Origin of the sequence: Pseudarthrobacter sp. S3 (assembly GCF_050156905.1) — a bacterium.
Lineage (GTDB): Bacteria > Actinomycetota > Actinomycetes > Actinomycetales > Micrococcaceae > Arthrobacter.
On record NZ_CP189583.1, the window covers coordinates 501,119 to 516,765 of the forward strand.

14 protein-coding genes, 1 tRNA gene and 1 pseudogene are annotated in these 15,647 nt (G+C 65.3%); 9 read left to right on the forward strand and 7 right to left on the reverse strand.

Features of this window, described 5'->3' with window-relative positions:
- Positions 1-68: 68 nt before the first annotated feature.
- The gene (locus tag ACQCSV_RS02495) at positions 69-1,064 is read right to left on the reverse strand and encodes a patatin-like phospholipase family protein (protein WP_354224791.1); all 996 of its coding nucleotides are present in this window, start codon (positions 1,062-1,064) and stop codon (positions 69-71) included.
- Positions 1,065-1,259: 195 nt separating this feature from the next.
- Here ACQCSV_RS02495 and ACQCSV_RS02500 point away from each other — a divergent pair.
- Positions 1,260-1,538 (forward strand): annotated as a pseudogene (locus ACQCSV_RS02500) (L-idonate 5-dehydrogenase); the annotation flags it as partial.
- A 26-nt stretch (positions 1,539-1,564) separates the two neighbouring features.
- Here the strand turns inward: ACQCSV_RS02500 and radA are convergent.
- Positions 1,565-2,938, reverse strand: coding sequence for a DNA repair protein RadA (gene radA, locus ACQCSV_RS02505; protein ID WP_058930359.1), 1,374 nt, complete (start codon positions 2,936-2,938; stop codon positions 1,565-1,567).
- A 105-nt stretch (positions 2,939-3,043) separates the two neighbouring features.
- A complete protein-coding gene (locus ACQCSV_RS02510; RefSeq protein ID WP_354156221.1) occupies positions 3,044-4,171 on the reverse strand; it encodes an FUSC family protein in 1,128 nt (375 codons plus the stop codon).
- Positions 4,172-4,405: 234 nt separating this feature from the next.
- Between ACQCSV_RS02510 and pstS the strand changes: the two genes are divergently transcribed.
- The 4 genes from pstS to pstB all read left to right on the forward strand — a co-directional run bounded on the left by pstS (position 4,406) and on the right by pstB (position 8,534).
- Positions 4,406-5,527, forward strand: a complete 1,122-nt coding sequence (pstS, locus tag ACQCSV_RS02515) for a phosphate ABC transporter substrate-binding protein PstS (protein WP_354156220.1) — start codon at positions 4,406-4,408, stop codon at positions 5,525-5,527.
- 102 nt (positions 5,528-5,629) lie between these two features.
- Positions 5,630-6,562 carry a phosphate ABC transporter permease subunit PstC gene (gene pstC, locus ACQCSV_RS02520; protein WP_354156219.1) on the forward strand — a complete coding sequence of 311 codons (933 nt, stop codon included), beginning with the start codon at positions 5,630-5,632 and terminating at the stop codon, positions 6,560-6,562.
- Positions 6,563-7,675: a phosphate ABC transporter permease PstA gene (gene pstA / locus ACQCSV_RS02525; protein WP_354156218.1), complete on the forward strand. Its 1,113-nt coding sequence runs from the start codon at positions 6,563-6,565 to the stop codon at positions 7,673-7,675.
- Positions 7,676-7,754: 79 nt separating this feature from the next.
- On the forward strand, positions 7,755-8,534 hold the full coding sequence (gene pstB / locus ACQCSV_RS02530; RefSeq protein WP_354156217.1) for a phosphate ABC transporter ATP-binding protein PstB: 780 nt from the start codon (positions 7,755-7,757) through the stop codon (positions 8,532-8,534).
- A gap of 38 nt (positions 8,535-8,572) precedes the next feature.
- Here pstB and ACQCSV_RS02535 read toward each other — a convergent pair whose 3' ends face one another.
- The 3 genes from ACQCSV_RS02535 to ACQCSV_RS02545 form a co-directional block, all read right to left on the reverse strand.
- Positions 8,573-9,586: an inorganic phosphate transporter gene (locus ACQCSV_RS02535; RefSeq protein WP_354223938.1), complete on the reverse strand. Its 1,014-nt coding sequence runs from the start codon at positions 9,584-9,586 to the stop codon at positions 8,573-8,575.
- A 1-nt stretch (position 9,587) separates the two neighbouring features.
- Positions 9,588-10,205, reverse strand: a complete 618-nt coding sequence (locus ACQCSV_RS02540) for a DUF47 domain-containing protein (protein WP_282329765.1) — start codon at positions 10,203-10,205, stop codon at positions 9,588-9,590.
- A 260-nt stretch (positions 10,206-10,465) separates the two neighbouring features.
- Positions 10,466-11,125, reverse strand: coding sequence for a hypothetical protein (locus ACQCSV_RS02545; RefSeq protein ID WP_354156215.1), 660 nt, complete (start codon positions 11,123-11,125; stop codon positions 10,466-10,468).
- A 203-nt stretch (positions 11,126-11,328) separates the two neighbouring features.
- On the opposite strand from ACQCSV_RS02545, the gene ACQCSV_RS02550 reads away from it, so the two are divergent.
- Positions 11,329-11,401: transfer RNA gene (locus ACQCSV_RS02550), tRNA-Lys, on the forward strand.
- 56 nt (positions 11,402-11,457) lie between these two features.
- Here ACQCSV_RS02550 and ACQCSV_RS02555 read toward each other — a convergent pair.
- The gene (locus tag ACQCSV_RS02555) at positions 11,458-12,198 is read right to left on the reverse strand and encodes an ANTAR domain-containing protein (RefSeq protein WP_354156214.1); all 741 of its coding nucleotides are present in this window, start codon (positions 12,196-12,198) and stop codon (positions 11,458-11,460) included.
- A gap of 668 nt (positions 12,199-12,866) precedes the next feature.
- Here ACQCSV_RS02555 and ACQCSV_RS02560 point away from each other — a divergent pair.
- Genes ACQCSV_RS02560 through ACQCSV_RS02570 form a run of 3 tightly spaced genes read left to right on the forward strand, consistent with a single transcriptional unit; the run spans position 12,867 to position 15,550 of the window.
- Positions 12,867-13,937 (forward strand): alpha-L-arabinofuranosidase C-terminal domain-containing protein, encoded by a 1,071-nt coding sequence (locus ACQCSV_RS02560; protein WP_426939114.1) that lies wholly within the window; start codon positions 12,867-12,869, stop codon positions 13,935-13,937.
- 26 nt (positions 13,938-13,963) lie between these two features.
- Positions 13,964-14,539: an HhH-GPD-type base excision DNA repair protein gene (locus tag ACQCSV_RS02565; protein ID WP_426939115.1), complete on the forward strand. Its 576-nt coding sequence runs from the start codon at positions 13,964-13,966 to the stop codon at positions 14,537-14,539.
- Between the two features lie 6 nt (positions 14,540-14,545).
- Entirely contained in the window at positions 14,546-15,550 is a 1,005-nt protein-coding gene (locus ACQCSV_RS02570) for a LacI family DNA-binding transcriptional regulator (RefSeq protein WP_354156211.1), read from the forward strand.
- Positions 15,551-15,647: the final 97 nt, after the last annotated feature.

Genomic DNA, 15,647 nt, shown 5'->3' on the forward strand with positions numbered 1-15,647 from the left:
AGGTCCTCAGATGCGGCGATAAGTGACTCGTGTGGTCTCGCCTTCGTCCGATACCGCACCGGCCGGCGTCAGTGCCAGAACTCCGAGAGATGCTCGGCGAGAGCTCTGCCTTGGTGGTGTCCGGCCCGGGCAGCGGGCGGACGCAGCGACAGGTCCATCGCATTGGCGCCGAACATGTGCTCGGAGTTGCTCTCCGGGAAGATCGTCTCGACTCTGCTGCCGCGAGCGCGTAATTCATCTACCTGTGTTGTGAGATGCGTGCCCCACTCCTTCGGCACTAGTGATCTGCCGCCGAAGGGTGACAGCACGAGCACCCGCCCGTATGCGGCTGCCAGATCGGCATTTTCAGCGTTGGATCGGTAGCCGCCGTCTATGTAACGGCTGTCCCCGATCTTATAGGGGCGGCCACTGGCACAGCTGGCGGCTACGGCGTCTGCCAGCTCGATTCCGCTGTTCCGGTCGAACACGACCGGTTCACCGGTCTGGGCATCTACGGCTGTGATGAGCACAGTCCGCTGCGGCCAGTGCTGACTGGGCAGCCGGGAGGCGACAATGGCTCGCCACTGTGTTTGCCAGGCGCCGTCCGACGCCGGATCCATGTCGAGTGCCGCCGTGCCCATTCTGCGGCGCATGTCAGCCGCATCCTCAGAGGCGGCGATGATCTTGCCGATCCTCTCCAAGTGATCCATCGCCGGGCTGATCGGAACGCGTCCTGGGCCGGATCCGACCGGAACCGTCCGTTGGTTTGGGGCAGCGGCAAGGATGGCGGCAAACAGGTCGGCGGGGCTGGCGCCAGCCAGCTGGGCCGCGGCCGTCGAGCCTGCTGACGTCCCAATGGTGAGGTCGGCTGTGGTAATGTCCAGCCCGGCATCAAACAGGCCGGCGATGACGCCGATCAGCCAGGCGTTGCCTGTCGATCCGCCGCCACCGAGGACCAACGCTCGCTCGCGCGGCGCGCCCACCATCGTTGAGGCGTCGACCTGAGGCTGTTCCTGGCCGGGCTTCGGCCGTTCGGAGTGTGTGGTCGAGGTGAACTGCAAAGTTGAAGAAGGTTTTGTATTCATGGGAGTCGCCTTTCGCGAATTGCCTGTTAGGGCGCTCCCAGTTGCGACTACTTCAGTCGAGCGATCGCGGACTGGAGGGAAGCGCCCATTGCGGTACTGCGTACATGGGTCTCACCTCCTGCCGACGGATCACAATACGATTACCGGAATGATCCCACGTCAGCGACGCCGCGCGCAATCAACATCAAGCCGGTTTCAGCCATCCAGGGCGCGGGGCGCGGCGGGACCGTGGTTATGGTCGGGCTGCGGCCCACCGGGCCCCAGCCGGTCCTGATTTCCCTGGCCATCACCCGGGAACTGGACCTGCGCGGGTCCTTCCGCTTCAACAACGAGATCGACGATGTCATCACCGCCCTCGCCGACGGCACCCTCCACATCAACCCCGTCATCACCCACGAATACCCCCTCAGCCAAGGACTCGAAGCTTTCGAAACCGCCAGGAACTCCGCCGAATCAGGAAAAGTACTCCTCAACTCCAACCCGAATAACGCGGTCCGGGCCTACCCGATCAGCAGGCTCAACGCCTCCGTCAGATGTTCCACCTCGCGCACGGAGAAGCCCGCCGGGACAGGGCCAGGCCCGTTGTGGCTGGCCGGGACCACGGCGTGGGTGAAGCCCAGGCGGTGTGCTTCCTGGATGCGCTGGTTGATGCCGGGTACCGGCCGGACTTCGCCGGCCAGGCCCACCTCGCCGAACGCGATCAGCCGGATGGGCAGGGGTTTGCGGGCCTTCGCGGACGCGACGGCCAGGGCGACGGCGAGGTCCGTGGCCGGTTCGCTGAGCTTCACGCCGCCCACCGTGGCCACGTAGGAATCGTCCTTGTGCAGCAGGCAGCCGGCGCGCTGCTGCAGCACCGCCAGGAGCATGGACACCCGTGAACTGTCCAGGCCGCTGGTGGCCCGGCGGGGCTGCGAGTTGGCGCTCTCGGCAAGCAGCGACTGCACCTCGGCAAGCAAAGGCCGCCGCCCTTCCATGGTCACGGTGATGCAGGTGCCGGAGACAGGTTCCTTGGTGCGGCTCACGAACAGCCCGCTGGGGTCCGTGAGCCCTTCGATGCCGTTCTCATTCAGGTCAAAACAGCCCACATCGTCCGTGGGTCCGTATCGATTCTTCACCGCGCGCAGCATCCGGAGCCGGGAATGCCGCTCGCCTTCGAACTGGCACACCACGTCCACCAGGTGTTCGAGCAGCCGCGGCCCCGCGATGGACCCGTCCTTCGTCACGTGCCCCACCAGCAACGTAGTCATGTTCCGCCGCTTCGCAGCTGCGATGATGGACGCCGCCACCTCACGCACCTGCGAGACACCGCCGGCGCTGCCGTCTACGTCAGCGCTGCTGAGTGTCTGGACCGAGTCCACGATCAGCAGCCGCGGCTCGATTTTCTCCACCTGCCCCAAGGCCTGCCCCAGGTCAGTTTCGGCGGACAGGTACAGGGAGTCCGCGACGGCGTCGATCCGTTCGGCGCGCAGCTTCACCTGCGCGGCGGATTCCTCGCCCGTGACGTACAGGACATCCTGGGCGGTGCGGGCGAACTTGGCCGCTACGTCCAGCAGGAGGGTGGACTTGCCCACGCCGGGTTCCCCGGCAAGCAGGATGACCGCACCCGGGACGAGGCCACCGCCCAGTACGCGGTCCAGTTCGTCCACGCCGGTAGGCAGGAAAGCCGCCGTGGTGGCATCCACCTCGGCGATCCGGCGGGCCGGCTCCAGAACTGTTGTTGCCGCCGTCGTACGTGCTACAGCGGCACCGGTCTCCTCAACCGTCCCCCACGCCTGGCACTCGCCGCAGCGTCCCACCCACTTGACCGTGGTCCAGCCGCATTCGGCGCACTTGTAAGCCGGCGCTTTGGACGCCCGGGAAGTCTTTGTTGCCATGGGTTCCACCCTACTGGCGGGCACCGACAATCCTCCCCACCTGCCCCCTAACCTCGCAAGCTCGGCCAGCGAACCCTGCAGGCGTGGGCCCAGCCCGTCGGCCGGCTACAAGCCCGGCAGCACGTCCCTAGCCTCGATCGGATCCATGCCCGTGGCCTCCAGGAGGTCCACCATCAGCGGCCGGAACAGCATCACCACAGTCTCTCCCTCAAGGCGCTGGACTTCCAGCAGCCTGGGGTGCAACCGCAGCGCAACCTCGCTGAAGTCCTGCCGGGCCGTCCTCAGATGGGCGCGCCGCGCGCCGTCGTGCGTCTCGGCAAGGCCCAGCGAGAGTTCATCAATCGCAGCCGCCGTATCCTCCAGCACCTCTACAATGTTCTCGATTGCCTCATCGGACAGTGCGGCATGGTTGATGGCGCTGGTCAGCCGCCGTGCGAACACGCGGCTGTTCCTGAGCGCAAGGTCGATGGAGTCCAGTGACTGCTTGAGCCGGTCCAACTCGTCGCGGTGCCGGCGGTGGGCCGGCGCGAGCGTGGCCACCTCGCCGGAAGCACGGAGGGAGTGGCGCATAGCGTCCACCAGCGTCTGGCAGTTCCGCCCGCGGATCAGCGCGTGCCAAGCCTGGGTGGAGTCGCTGTTGCTCAGTGCAGTGGCGCATTCCCGCAGTACTTCGGCCAGTTCGTGGAGCAGCTTCCGTACATCCTTGCGGGGCTCCCGGCGCGGATCCTTCGGAATCAGGATGGTCACCAGAAGTGCGAACACCCCGCCAACAATGGCGTCAATGCTGCGGGTGAACGGCCCGCCGTCCGGCGCCGGGAGCAGTACCACCAGCAAGGATTGCAGCCCCAGCTGGGTGGTGAAGATGTTGCCGCTGTCCAGGAAGCGGGCAAGCAGGATGGAGAACAGAAGGACGGCGGCGGCCTGCCAGATGCCGCTGCCCAGCCAGTGCAGCAGCAGATCACCCACCGCGATCCCGATGGTGCAACCGAGGCCCACCTCCATCACCCGGCGCAGCCGCGGGTCACGCGAGAAGCCCAGTGCGATCAGTGACGATGTAGCCGCGAAGAGAGGGCCGGAGTGCCCCAGGACGTATTCGGCGAAGGCGTACGCCCCCACCGCGCAGGCGGTCATCTGGACGGCGGGGACCAGCGAGTTCCGGCTCCGGACCAGGCCGGTGCGGATGCGTCCGCGCAGGAATCGCCTGCTTGCTGAGAGTCCTGCTGCTGCGGCCATGCCCACCAGTCTATTTGCCGCCCGGACACCTAAGCCCGAAAGTGTGACACGCGCAATGGTGGCACCGCGGGTGTAAGCCAAAATGCCGCCGTCGTTAATCTTCTGTTCACCTATGGCAGCCCATCGCTTAACCTGCGGCCCATAACTTCATTGAAGGTACACATCGTACGCATCGCGCTGCAGGGCGTCTCCGGCCCTGCCCGCTGCTGAATAACCCTGGAAGGGGTACATCTAGTGAAGGCACTCCGTTTCGGCCGCCACGCGGCTATCGCTGTAATCGCGGCCGGCGCACTCGCGCTCACCGCCTGCGGTTCAGACAACGCTACGGGCAACACGCCTGCAGGCAACCAGACTTCTGCCGGCCCCAAGGTCACCGGCACACTGACCGGCATCGGCTCGTCTGCGCAGGGCGCAGCCATGGACGCTTGGAAGACCGCTTTTGCTGCAGCCAACCAGGGTGCCACCGTGCAGTACTCCCCGGACGGCTCCGGCGCAGGCCGCAAGGCCATCATCGACGGTTCGGCCCAGTTCGCCGGCTCCGACGCTTACCTCAAGGATGACGAGCTGGCCAGCTCCAAGGCCAAGTGCGGCACTGAGGGCGCCATTAACATCCCGGTCTACATCTCCCCGATCGCCGTGGCCTTCAATGTCCCCGGCGTCACCGACCTGAAGCTGGATGCCGCCACCGTGGCCAAGATCTTCCGCGGCCAGATCACTAAGTGGAATGATCCCGCCATTGCCACCCTGAACGCCGGCGCCTCCCTTCCCGACCTGAAGGTCACCCCGGTGAACCGCTCCGACGACTCGGGCACCACGCAGAACTTCACTGACTACCTGGCCGCCGCTGCCCCCGAAGTCTGGACTGACCAGTCCGCCGGCATCTGGCCCGCCAGCCTCCAGGGTGAAAACGCCAAGGGAACCTCCGGCGTGGTCAAGACCGTTACCGACACCCCCGGCGCCGTGACCTATGCCGATGACTCCGCCGTGAGCGGCAAGCTGGGCGTGGCGCAGATCAAGGTAGGCGATTCCTTCACCAAGATCTCCGCCGACGCCGCTGCCAAGGCAGTTGACGCAGGCAAGCCGGTCGAAGGCCGCGGCGCCAACGACCTCTCCATCAAGCTGGACCGCAAGACCACCATCGCAGGCGCCTACCCGATCGTCCTGGTGTCCTTCCACGTCCTGTGCACCACTTACGACAAGCAGGAGACCGTCGACCTAGTCAAGGCCTTCGAGCACTACGTAGTTTCCGCTGAGGGCCAGAAGGCGGCTGCGGACTCGGCCAAGTCCGCGCCGCTGTCTTCCGGCCTCGCAGCCAAGGCCGCCAAGGCCATCGACTCGATCAAGGTCAAGTCCTAGTACCTGTCCCTGAACCACGTTCCCCGCCACGCCGAAAGGCGGGGCGGGGAACTTGGCTTTGTACGCTCGATTTAGGCACCACCCACAACCGAAGGGTCTGGAATGACCGCCACCCCCCTGAGCAGTTCCCAGGGCGCAGGCCGCGCCGGGGATAAGATCTTTTCCGGCGCCGCCCTTGCCGCCGGGTGCCTCATCCTCGCCGTCCTGTTCGGCGTGGCATTGTTCCTTGTTGTCCAGGCCATTCCGGCACTCACTGCCCCGGCTGCCGATATCCAGGGCGGCAAAGGCTTCTTCGCCTACATCTGGCCGATCGTTATTGGCACCCTCATTGCCGCCGTCATCGCCCTGGTGATCGCAACCCCCGTCGCCATTGGCGTGGCCCTGTTTATCTCGCACTTCGCCCCACGCGGACTCGCCGCCGGTCTTGGCTACGTCGTGGACCTCCTGGCCGCCATCCCGTCAGTGGTTTACGGCGCCTGGGGCGCGGCATTCCTCGCCAAGGAAATATCCCCGGCCTACAACTGGCTGGCCGGGAACATGGGCTGGCTGCCCATCTTCCAGGGCCCCGCCTCTGCCACTGGCAAAACCATCCTGACCGCAGGCATTGTGCTCTCGGTGATGGTCCTGCCGATCATCACTTCCCTGAGCCGTGAAATCTTCCTGCAGACCCCCAAGCTCCATGAGGAAGCCGCCCTGGCCCTCGGCGCCACGCGCTGGGAAATGATCAAAATGTCGGTCCTGCCGTTCGCCCGTCCGGGCATCATCAGCGCAGTCATGCTGGGCCTGGGCCGGGCACTGGGCGAGACCATGGCGGTTGCCCTGGTCCTCTCCTCCGGTGCCCTGACCGCCAGCCTGATCACGTCCGGCAACCAGACCATCGCCGCGGAGATCGCCCTGAACTTCCCGGAAGCCAGCGGCCTCAAGGTCAGCACGCTGATCGCCGCCGGCCTGGTCCTGTTTGTGATCACCCTGGGAGTCAACATGATCGCCCGTTGGATCATCACCCGGCACAAAGAATTCTCGGGAGCAAACTAAATGTCCTCCACTCTCACTCCCGTGCGCAACAAGCGTTCAGCCCTTACCAAGGGCCAGTTGCCCCCTTTTGCGCCGTATGTTGTCCTGGCACTCGCGCTCATCGTGGGCGCCGCGATCCTGGCCCTGATCGGTTTTAACGCTTTCGGCTGGGGCATTGTCTCGGCCATCCTCTTCACCGCCGGCCTGGTGGGCTGGAGCGTTGTTGTGGAGGGCTCCCGCAAAGCCAAGGACAAGCTGGCCACATGCCTGGTGGTGGGCTCATTCCTGGTCGCGCTTCTCCCGCTGATCTCCGTAATCTGGACGGTTCTGGTCAACGGCGTTCCCGGCCTGATCGCCCCGGGTTTCCTCACCAGCTCCATGAACGGCGTCACCGGCGCCTACGACAATAAAGCTGTCGAAGAGGGCGCCCCCGTGATCGGCGGCATCTACCACGCCCTGGTGGGTACGGTGCAGATGACGCTGGTCGCCACTGTCATCTCTGTACCCGTCGGCCTGCTGACCGCCATCTACCTGGTGGAGTACGGCAACGACGGCCGGCTGGCCCGCGCCATCACGTTCTTTGTGGACGTTATGACCGGCATCCCGTCCATCGTGGCCGGCCTGTTTGCCGCAGCGTTCTTCTTCGCCGTGGTTGGGCCCGGCACCAAAACCGGTGCCGTCGCCGCCGTCGCGCTTTCTGTCCTGATGATCCCCGTGGTGGTGCGATCCAGCGAGGAAATGCTGAAGATCGTCCCCAACGAACTGCGCGAAGCAGCCTACGCGCTGGGCGTGCGCAAGTGGCGCACCATCATTATGGTGGTTATTCCGACGGCGATCTCCGGCATCGCGTCCGGCGTCACCTTGGCGATCGCCCGCGTGATCGGCGAGACCGCGCCCATCCTGGTCACCGCCGGGTTTGCCACCAGCATCAACAACAACGTGTTCGGCGGCTGGATGGCCTCCCTGCCGACGTTCATTTACACCCAGATCCTGAACCCCACGTCGCCGGCAAACCCGGACCCGTCTTCGCAGCGGGCCTGGGGGGCCGCCCTGGTGCTGATCATCCTGGTGATGGTCCTGAACCTGGGCGCCCGGCTGATCGCCAGGATCTTCGCCCCCAAGACCGGCCGCTGAAAATTGTTCAGCTTGTGATTCCGGTCCTCCCGGCCAAACCATAGACTTCAATCCGTACCCCAGCAAGTGAAGGAACATCATGTCTAAGCGCATCGACGTCAAAGACCTGAACGTGTACTACGGCGATTTCCTGGCCGTGGAGGACGTCAGCATCAACATCGAAGCCAAGTCCGTGACGGCTTTCATTGGCCCCTCAGGCTGTGGCAAGTCCACGTTCCTGCGCACCCTGAACCGAATGCACGAAGTGCTGCCGGGCGCCCGCGTCGAAGGCGAAGTCCTTATGGACGGGGACAACCTCTACGGACCCGGGGTGGACCCGGTGACGGTGCGTTCGCAGATCGGCATGGTTTTCCAGCGGCCCAACCCGTTCCCCACCATGTCCATCCGGGACAACGTGCTGGCCGGCGTGAAACTGAACAACAAGAAGATCTCCAAGGGCGAGGCTGACGTCCTGGTGGAGAGGTCCCTTAAGAGCGCCAACCTCTGGAACGAGGTTAAGGACCGCCTGGAAAAGCCCGGATCCGGCCTGTCAGGCGGCCAGCAGCAGCGTCTCTGCATCGCCCGTGCCATTGCCGTGGAACCGCAGGTAATCCTCATGGACGAGCCGTGCTCGGCCCTGGACCCGATCTCCACGCTGGCCATCGAGGACCTCATCAACGATCTCAAGGATCAGTACACCGTGGTGATCGTGACCCACAACATGCAGCAGGCCGCGCGCGTTTCGGAAAAGACGGCGTTCTTCAACATCGCCGGCACCGGCAAGCCGGGCAAGCTGATCGAATACGGGAACACCCAGAACATTTTCAGCAACCCCACTATGAAGGCCACCGAGGACTACGTCTCCGGCCGCTTCGGCTGAGCTCCACCGCCGCCAAATGCGGCGTTGAAGGCTTGCCCTTAGGCAACCAATGGTGACAACGCCAGGGCCAGCACGAACGCCCCGGCCGCGGTTGCCGCGGGGGTAAGTACCCACAGCGCCAGGATCTGCATGACCAGCTTCCGGTTAGTGACTGAGAAGTGCTGGTTTTCGCCGGCCCCCAACACGGAAGCCGTCACGGTGTGGGTGGTTGAGAGGGGCCATTGAAGCGCGATCGCGCCGACAAACAGCATGGCGGCGCTGAGCGTCTGGGCCACGGAGCCCCGTAGCGGGTCCACCCTGGTGATCTTGTAGCCGATGGTGTGGGAGATCCGCCAGCCGCCAAAAAGTGTTCCGGCAGTGATCATCACGGCGGAAACCAGCACGGCCCACGGGGGGATAGTCTCGCCGTCGGAATAGCCCCCCGCGAGCAGGGCAAGCAGCAGTACGGCACCCACCCGCTGGCCGTCCTGCAGGCCGTGGCCGAATGCCACGGCACCGGCCGCGATGGCCTGGTTGCGGCGGAAGCGCTGGTTAATGACGTTCGGCTGGGCATACCGCGCGGCCCAGGTGACGGGGAAAACCAGCAGATATGCGCCAACGTAAGCGACAGCGGGCGAGAGCATCAGGGGCAGGAGTACCTGGAACAGCAGGGACTGGTCAACGCCGCCTACTCCCACCCCGCCCACGGCCAGGCTGGCGAGTCCGGCCCCGGCCAGGCCGCCCACCAGGGCGTGCGTAGAGGACGCGGGGATGCCGCGCCACCACATGATCAGTCCCCAGGCGCAGGCGCTGGCCAAGGCTGCCACCAGGATGCTGAGGCCGCTTGGGCCAGCCGGCAGGTGAATCCAGGTGTGGCTTATGACAACCACTGCGGTGGCGCTGATCAGGGCGCCCACGAAGTTGAAAAAGGCGGCCAGCAGCACTGCCACGCTGGGTGTGAGCGCCCGGGTGCGGACAGCCAACGCCACGGACGTTGAGACGTCCCTGAAGCCGTTGAGGAAGGCAAACGTTGCGGTCAACATCACCACAACGCCGAAAATCACTGCTGTCACGTCAGGATTCCTTGACGATGATGCTGCCTACCTGGGTAGCGATGCGGCGCATGTCCTTGGTGACTTCGACCAGCTGGTTGGCGACGTCGCGGTTACGGGAATACTGCGCCCACTTCATGTCCCGGATCATGTCCGCTACCCAGATCCGGTGGGTCCGTTCGGCGCGTTTAGCCAGCCTGAGAATCTCAATCCAGTAATCCTCGAGGTCGTCGAGGTTGTTGAGCTGGCGCATGGCGTCCACGGTGAGCTCGGCTTGCCGGCTGATGATCTCGAGCTGGTCTGCGGCGCGCCGGGGCAGGCGGTCAAGCTGATACAGGGACACAAGCTCCGCAGCGCCGTCCAGTTTCTCGAGGGCCTCGTTCAGGTATCGGGATAGAGCGTACATGTCTTCGCGGGGGAGCGGGTTCACAAAGCTCGTGCGCATGTGGGTGAGCAAGGCGAAATGCAGTTCGGCGGACTTGGCTTCGTGGTTGTGCATGTCGTCCACGAGTTTGGCGTGCTCAGTGGCGGGTACGCCCAGGATCTCTGCCATGGTGGCGCTGGCATGCACGATTTGCTGGGCCATCTGGGACAGCAAGGTCAGCCCTGCGGGCTCCTGGGGAAAAAGGCGCAGCTTCACGTTGGGATACCGGTCTCCGGGGATGTGCAGGGGTGGTGGGCCGCCCGCTTGTGACTTGACGCAGGCCAGCAACTGTGTTGATTCTAGCGGCCGTGGCCTGAAAACAGGCATAAAAATGGTGCCGAACCGGATACGCCTCTCGGCGGTAGGCCGCTCTAGGCGGCTAATTGTTGAAGCCCGGGGGTTTCGCGGCTCGACACCAGTTTCAGTGTTCTACGTTGCCTGGCCCAAGTCAACATTGACAGATCGGCGCCGGTGGTTCAGTCGAGCTCGCCCAGTCGCCAGGCATTCGCCGCGTGCTCAAGGTCCTCGGCGGTCTTCACGAGCTGGTGCGAGTTGCGCGTGAGCTTGCTCGCGTGGGCCTCGTTGCCGAGCTCGGCACCGTCGGCAATCGTCGCCTGGCCGAGCGCCACCACGCGGCAGAATGCGGCGGAACGCTCCAACGCGACGTCGAAATCGCCGTCGAACGCTCCGGAAAGAATGGCATCCGCCATGGCCCGCATTTCTTCGGCTCCAGGCGGTTCGGCGGCGCCGGCCACTACATGGGAGACCTGAGCGGTGTCCTTGCCCGCGCGGAAGTACACGGAGATCCGTTCCGGGTCCTGGACAGTGGCGGCGCGCAGGGCGTACAGCCGCCAGAGGGCGCCGGGCAGCGAACGTGCCGGGCTTTCGGCCCACATCTCCGCGATGGCCTCCAGGCCCTGCTCGTCCGTCAGCTTGACCAGGCGTTCGGTGATGACGGGATCGTCGCTGTCGCGTCCGTGGCGCACCAGAGCCTGGGCAGCGAGGTGGGCGGCCTCGGACACGCGCGCAGGATCCGGACCGCCTGCGAACGGCTCAAAGTCGATGGGGGCGAACGGCTTGGGCTTGTGATGCCGGTTGGCTCCGCCGTAGTGACTGGGTCCTGCTTGTTCGCTCATGCCCCCACGCTACTCCTGTGCCGCGCGGGAAATCGAGTGCTGTTCGCAGTCAGGATGCACCTTGCCAGCGCCGGTGACGCTGTGCGGAATACGGAACGTACGACGGCGGCGCACGCCTGCGTGCCAAACCCGCCCCGTGTGTGGGGTAAAGTGTTCTACGTCCAGAAATGGACTGGGCTGATCGGTCGGTTGACGGTCAGCTGGGGCCTTTAGCTCAGTTGGTAGAGCATCGGACTTTTAATCCGTGGGTCGTGGGTTCGATCCCCACAGGGCCCACCCACACAGAAGACCAGAGACACTCCGTCTCTGGTCTTCTGTCGTAAAGCGAGAGCCTAATGTTCGAAATGAGTGACCGGCGCACCGCCCGGCAGGCTGGCCAGGATGCCCTCGGCCACCTTGCGGAGCTTGATGTTCCGGTGGCTGGATGCCTTGGAGATGATGGCAATCGCGTCGTTGTAGGAGCACCTGTTCTGCGCCATGATGACGCCGCAGGCAATATCGATGGACGTCCGGCTTTCCAGGGCTGACTGCAGATCCGACGCCCTGGTGCTGGCCGACTGCAGCTCAAGGGCCAACCTGAGGCCGCGGGATGCCAGGTCAGTGAAGCTGCGGGCCTCGGCGATCACGGGCAGCGGGTACGCCTGGGAGCTGGCCGCGAAGAAGGCGATGGCAGCTTCGGTGCCCTCATCCAGGGAAAGCCGAAGTCCCAGGACGCTGGCGAAGCCGGCGTCCTGGAGGTACGGCCTGTAGCGTGCCCAGCGGAAGTCGGAGTCCACGTGGTTCATGGCCGCGGTACCCGTCCCGGTGAGGGCCTCGGTCAGGGGGCCTTCGCCGACCTCCGCTTCCAGCCGGGCCAAGGCTACAGGCCTTGTGCCGGTTCCCGCGGTGGCTCTGGCGCGTTTAACCCGGTTCAGGACCAGGGCACATTCGATGGGGGCCCCGGCGAGCTGGCTCAGCGCGGCCGCCGCGAGGTGGACTAGGGTCTCCAAGGAGTCGGGAAGGTCCGTCGAGCCGGTGACCAGATCGGGGATAAGCCCATCGGCCCCGAGCAGCCCGGAGGTGATCGCTTTCACGGCCGAGTCCGCGTCCGGATGACCGCCCGGTGCCGGGCTGGGTCTGCGGTCCGTGGTAGCTGCCGGCCCCGCAGGGGGGACTCCATGCTGGATGGCGGGCTGTGTCGGATGAGCAAGCGCCGGACGCCTGCCTGCCGACGAGTGCGCCGGGGACGCTTCGGAACGGGACTTCATGTCCGCCTCGCCATGGGTCACCGGGATCCGGCTGGCGGCGTGCGGTAGCTGTGATCAGTGGAGAATGGAGGGCCGGCGACGGCTGGGGGAGAGGCCTTGGTCTCGAAGACCTCCTCGTCGCCGGCCCCGCTTACTTCCCGTCCCCCTTGGGACGGGAAAGCGCGGTTGCCAGATCGTGTATTCATCCTTCTCACAACCCCCTGGTGAGACATCCAATCGAATGCGATGTGCGAGTCTGTGCTCCTAGTCGACGGTAGTTCGGACGCGTCCCCGGCGACCGCGTAATCGGTACTTGTTTTTCAAGTTAGGTATTACTTGTTTTTTCCGTCTACGCCAATCCGCGGATTGAAATTCTCTCCTCCGCCGAACTCGTGGACTCTGACGCAGACAGCGCCAAGAATTTGCATTCTATAACGTTGTAAATTCCTCAACAAAGGACTGACCGTGAGCACAGCAAGGCCGCCGGCAAAGTCACCATCGATCCGGCGTTCACTGTGGAACATTTGGGACGCTGCGTCTACACCGGCATCCTCGAGCCGGAGCACCCCACGGCGGACACGGACGGGTTCCGCACGGACGTCCTGGAACTGACCCGCGAACTCGGCGTTTCCACAGTCCGATACCCGGGCGGAACTTCGCTCGCCGCAGACACCGCCCGCGGCATGCGCATGGTCGATCCCGACTTGGGGCTGGTAGTCTGCGGCAGTTCGGCGCCCACCATGCCCACCTTCGGCGAGTGGGAGCGCGTGGTGCTGACTGAGACCTACGACCTGGTGGACTTGATCTCCGCCCACCAGTACTTGGAGGACGTCGGTGACCTGCAGGAATACCTGGCTGCCGGGCACAAAATGGAGTCCTTCATCCGGGACATCGTGGCCCATGCCGACCACGTGAAGTCGGGGAAGAAGTCCGCCAAGCAGGTCAACATTTCCTTTGACGAGTGGAACGCCTGGCACATGAGCCGCGCAGAATCAAAGTCGCCAACCGGCACGGACTGGCCGGTGGCCCCGGCGTTGCTGGAGGACAAATACACCGTGGCGGACGCCGTCGCGGTAGGCGATCTTCTGATCACGCTGCTGCGCAACACGGACCGCGTGCACGCAGCGAGCCTGGCCCAGCTGGTTAACGTCATAGCCCCCATCATGACCGAACCGGGAGGACGGGGGTGGAAGCAGACCATCTTCCACCCCTTTGCCCTCACCAGCCGCCACGCCGCCGGTACGGTGCTGCAGCTCGCCGTCAGCGGCGACACAACGGCGGACTTCGCTGCCCTGTCCGCGGCGGCAACGCTCGACGCCGACAAAGGCGAGGCAGTCATCCTCGCCGTGAACCGCTCGGTGACGGACGCCCTGACACTGGACGCCGCCGTCGCCGGCCTCGGCAGTGTCCGGGTGGTGGAAGCGCTCACCTACGCGAACGAGGACCCGCACTGGCAGGCGACGGTGGAAGACTCGACGTCGGTCCTGCCCGCGCAGAACGTGAGCGTCAACGCCAAGGGCGGCTGGCTGACCGCGGTACTCCCGGCGATGTCCTGGTCCATGATCCGGCTGGCCCTCGATTCCTAGCCGCGGGAGGTGGAAAGATGAGGGCCATGGAACTGCATATCACCGGTGACCCGGCCGCCGACCAACTGCTGACCGATGACGCGTTCGCGCTGCTGACAGGCATGCTGCTGGACCAGCAGGTCACCATGGAATCCGCCTTTGCCGGGCCGGAGAAGATCCGGGCCCGGATCGGGTCCATTGCCCCGGCCGCCGTTGCCGCATATGAACCCCAGGCGTTCGTTGAGGTGTTCAAGGAACGGCCCGCGGTGCACCGGTTCCCTGGTTCGATGGCGGGTCGCGTCCAGGCGCTCGCCGAAACAGTGCAGCAGGACTGGGACGGCGACGCGACGCTGATCTGGACCAAGGACGATCCAGACGGCGCGGAGGTGCTGCGCCGTCTGCAGGCACTGCCAGGATTCGGGGAGCAGAAGGCAAAAATCTTCCTTGCACTCCTCGGGAAGCAGCGCGGGCTGAGCGCCCCGGGCTGGCGCGAGGCCGCCGGCCATTACGGCCAGGAGGACGCCTTCCTGTCGGTTGCGGACATCGTGAGTCCTGAATCGCTCGTTAGGGTGCGGGCCAGCAAGCAGGCAGCAAAGGCGGCGGCCAAGGCTGCCAAGGGCTGACCAACCGTGGCAGTGACCATGAACGATGTGGCGCGCGCGGCCGGGGTGTCGTTGAAGACCGTGTCGAACGTGCTCAACGACTACGAGTTTATCCGGCCGGCCACCAGGCGGCGGGTCCAGGACGCCATTGCCGAACTGGGCTACGAGGCGAACCTGACGGCCCGCAGCTTGCGCTCGGGGAAGACCCGCATGCTGGGCCTGATGCTGTCCGACCTCGCGGCACCGTGCTACGCGGAACTGGCCTCGCGGGTGATGACGGCGGCGGAGCGGCGCGGCTACCGGGTGCTCGTGGAACAATCCGGCGCCCTGGAAGCCAACGAACTCGGTGCCCTGCAAGGTCCCCTGCGGCAGTTGACCGATGGCCTGCTGTTCACGCCCCTGGTCGTGGGAGCCGACGCCGTCGCCTCCCACCGCGGCACAAAGCCGGTGGTGCTGCTCGGGGAGCACATTCTGGATCCTCGGCTGGATCTGGTCACCATGAGAAACCGGGACGCCGCCCACGCCCTCACCGCCCACCTGCTGGCGGGAGGCCGCCGTCGTATCGCCGTGCTCGGCGCCCGGCCCGGCGAGTCCGCGGGCTCTGCCGGTCTGCGGCTAAACGGTTACCGGAGCGCACTGGAGGACGCTGGCGTCCCGTTTGACCCCGCATTGGTGGCACCCGTTGAATGGCGCCGCGACGGGGGAGCATCCGCCGTCGCCAGCCTCCTGGAGCGCGGAATTCCGTTCGACGCCGTCTTCGGCCTGAACGACGCCCTCGCCTTGGGCGCCATGCATGAACTGCTCGTCCGTGGCGTGAAGGTGCCAAACGAGGTTGCGGTGGTGGGCTTTGACGATATTGAGGAGGCACGGTTCGCCTCGCCGTCGCTTACCACCGTGTCGCCCGGCGTGGACGAGATTGCAGAACGGTCCATCGGACTGCTGATCGACCGGATTGACGGGCTGGAAGCGGGGGCGGGCGGGGTCCACGCGGAGGCGGGCTTCGTCCTGAAAATCCGGGATTCGGCGCCCTGAGGGCTGCCGCCCGACTATCGTTGGCTGCAACAGTCGTGCGCGGGGGCGTGTTGCTCCCGCGCGTCAACAAGCAATGTAGGTTCGGGCCCAACACACC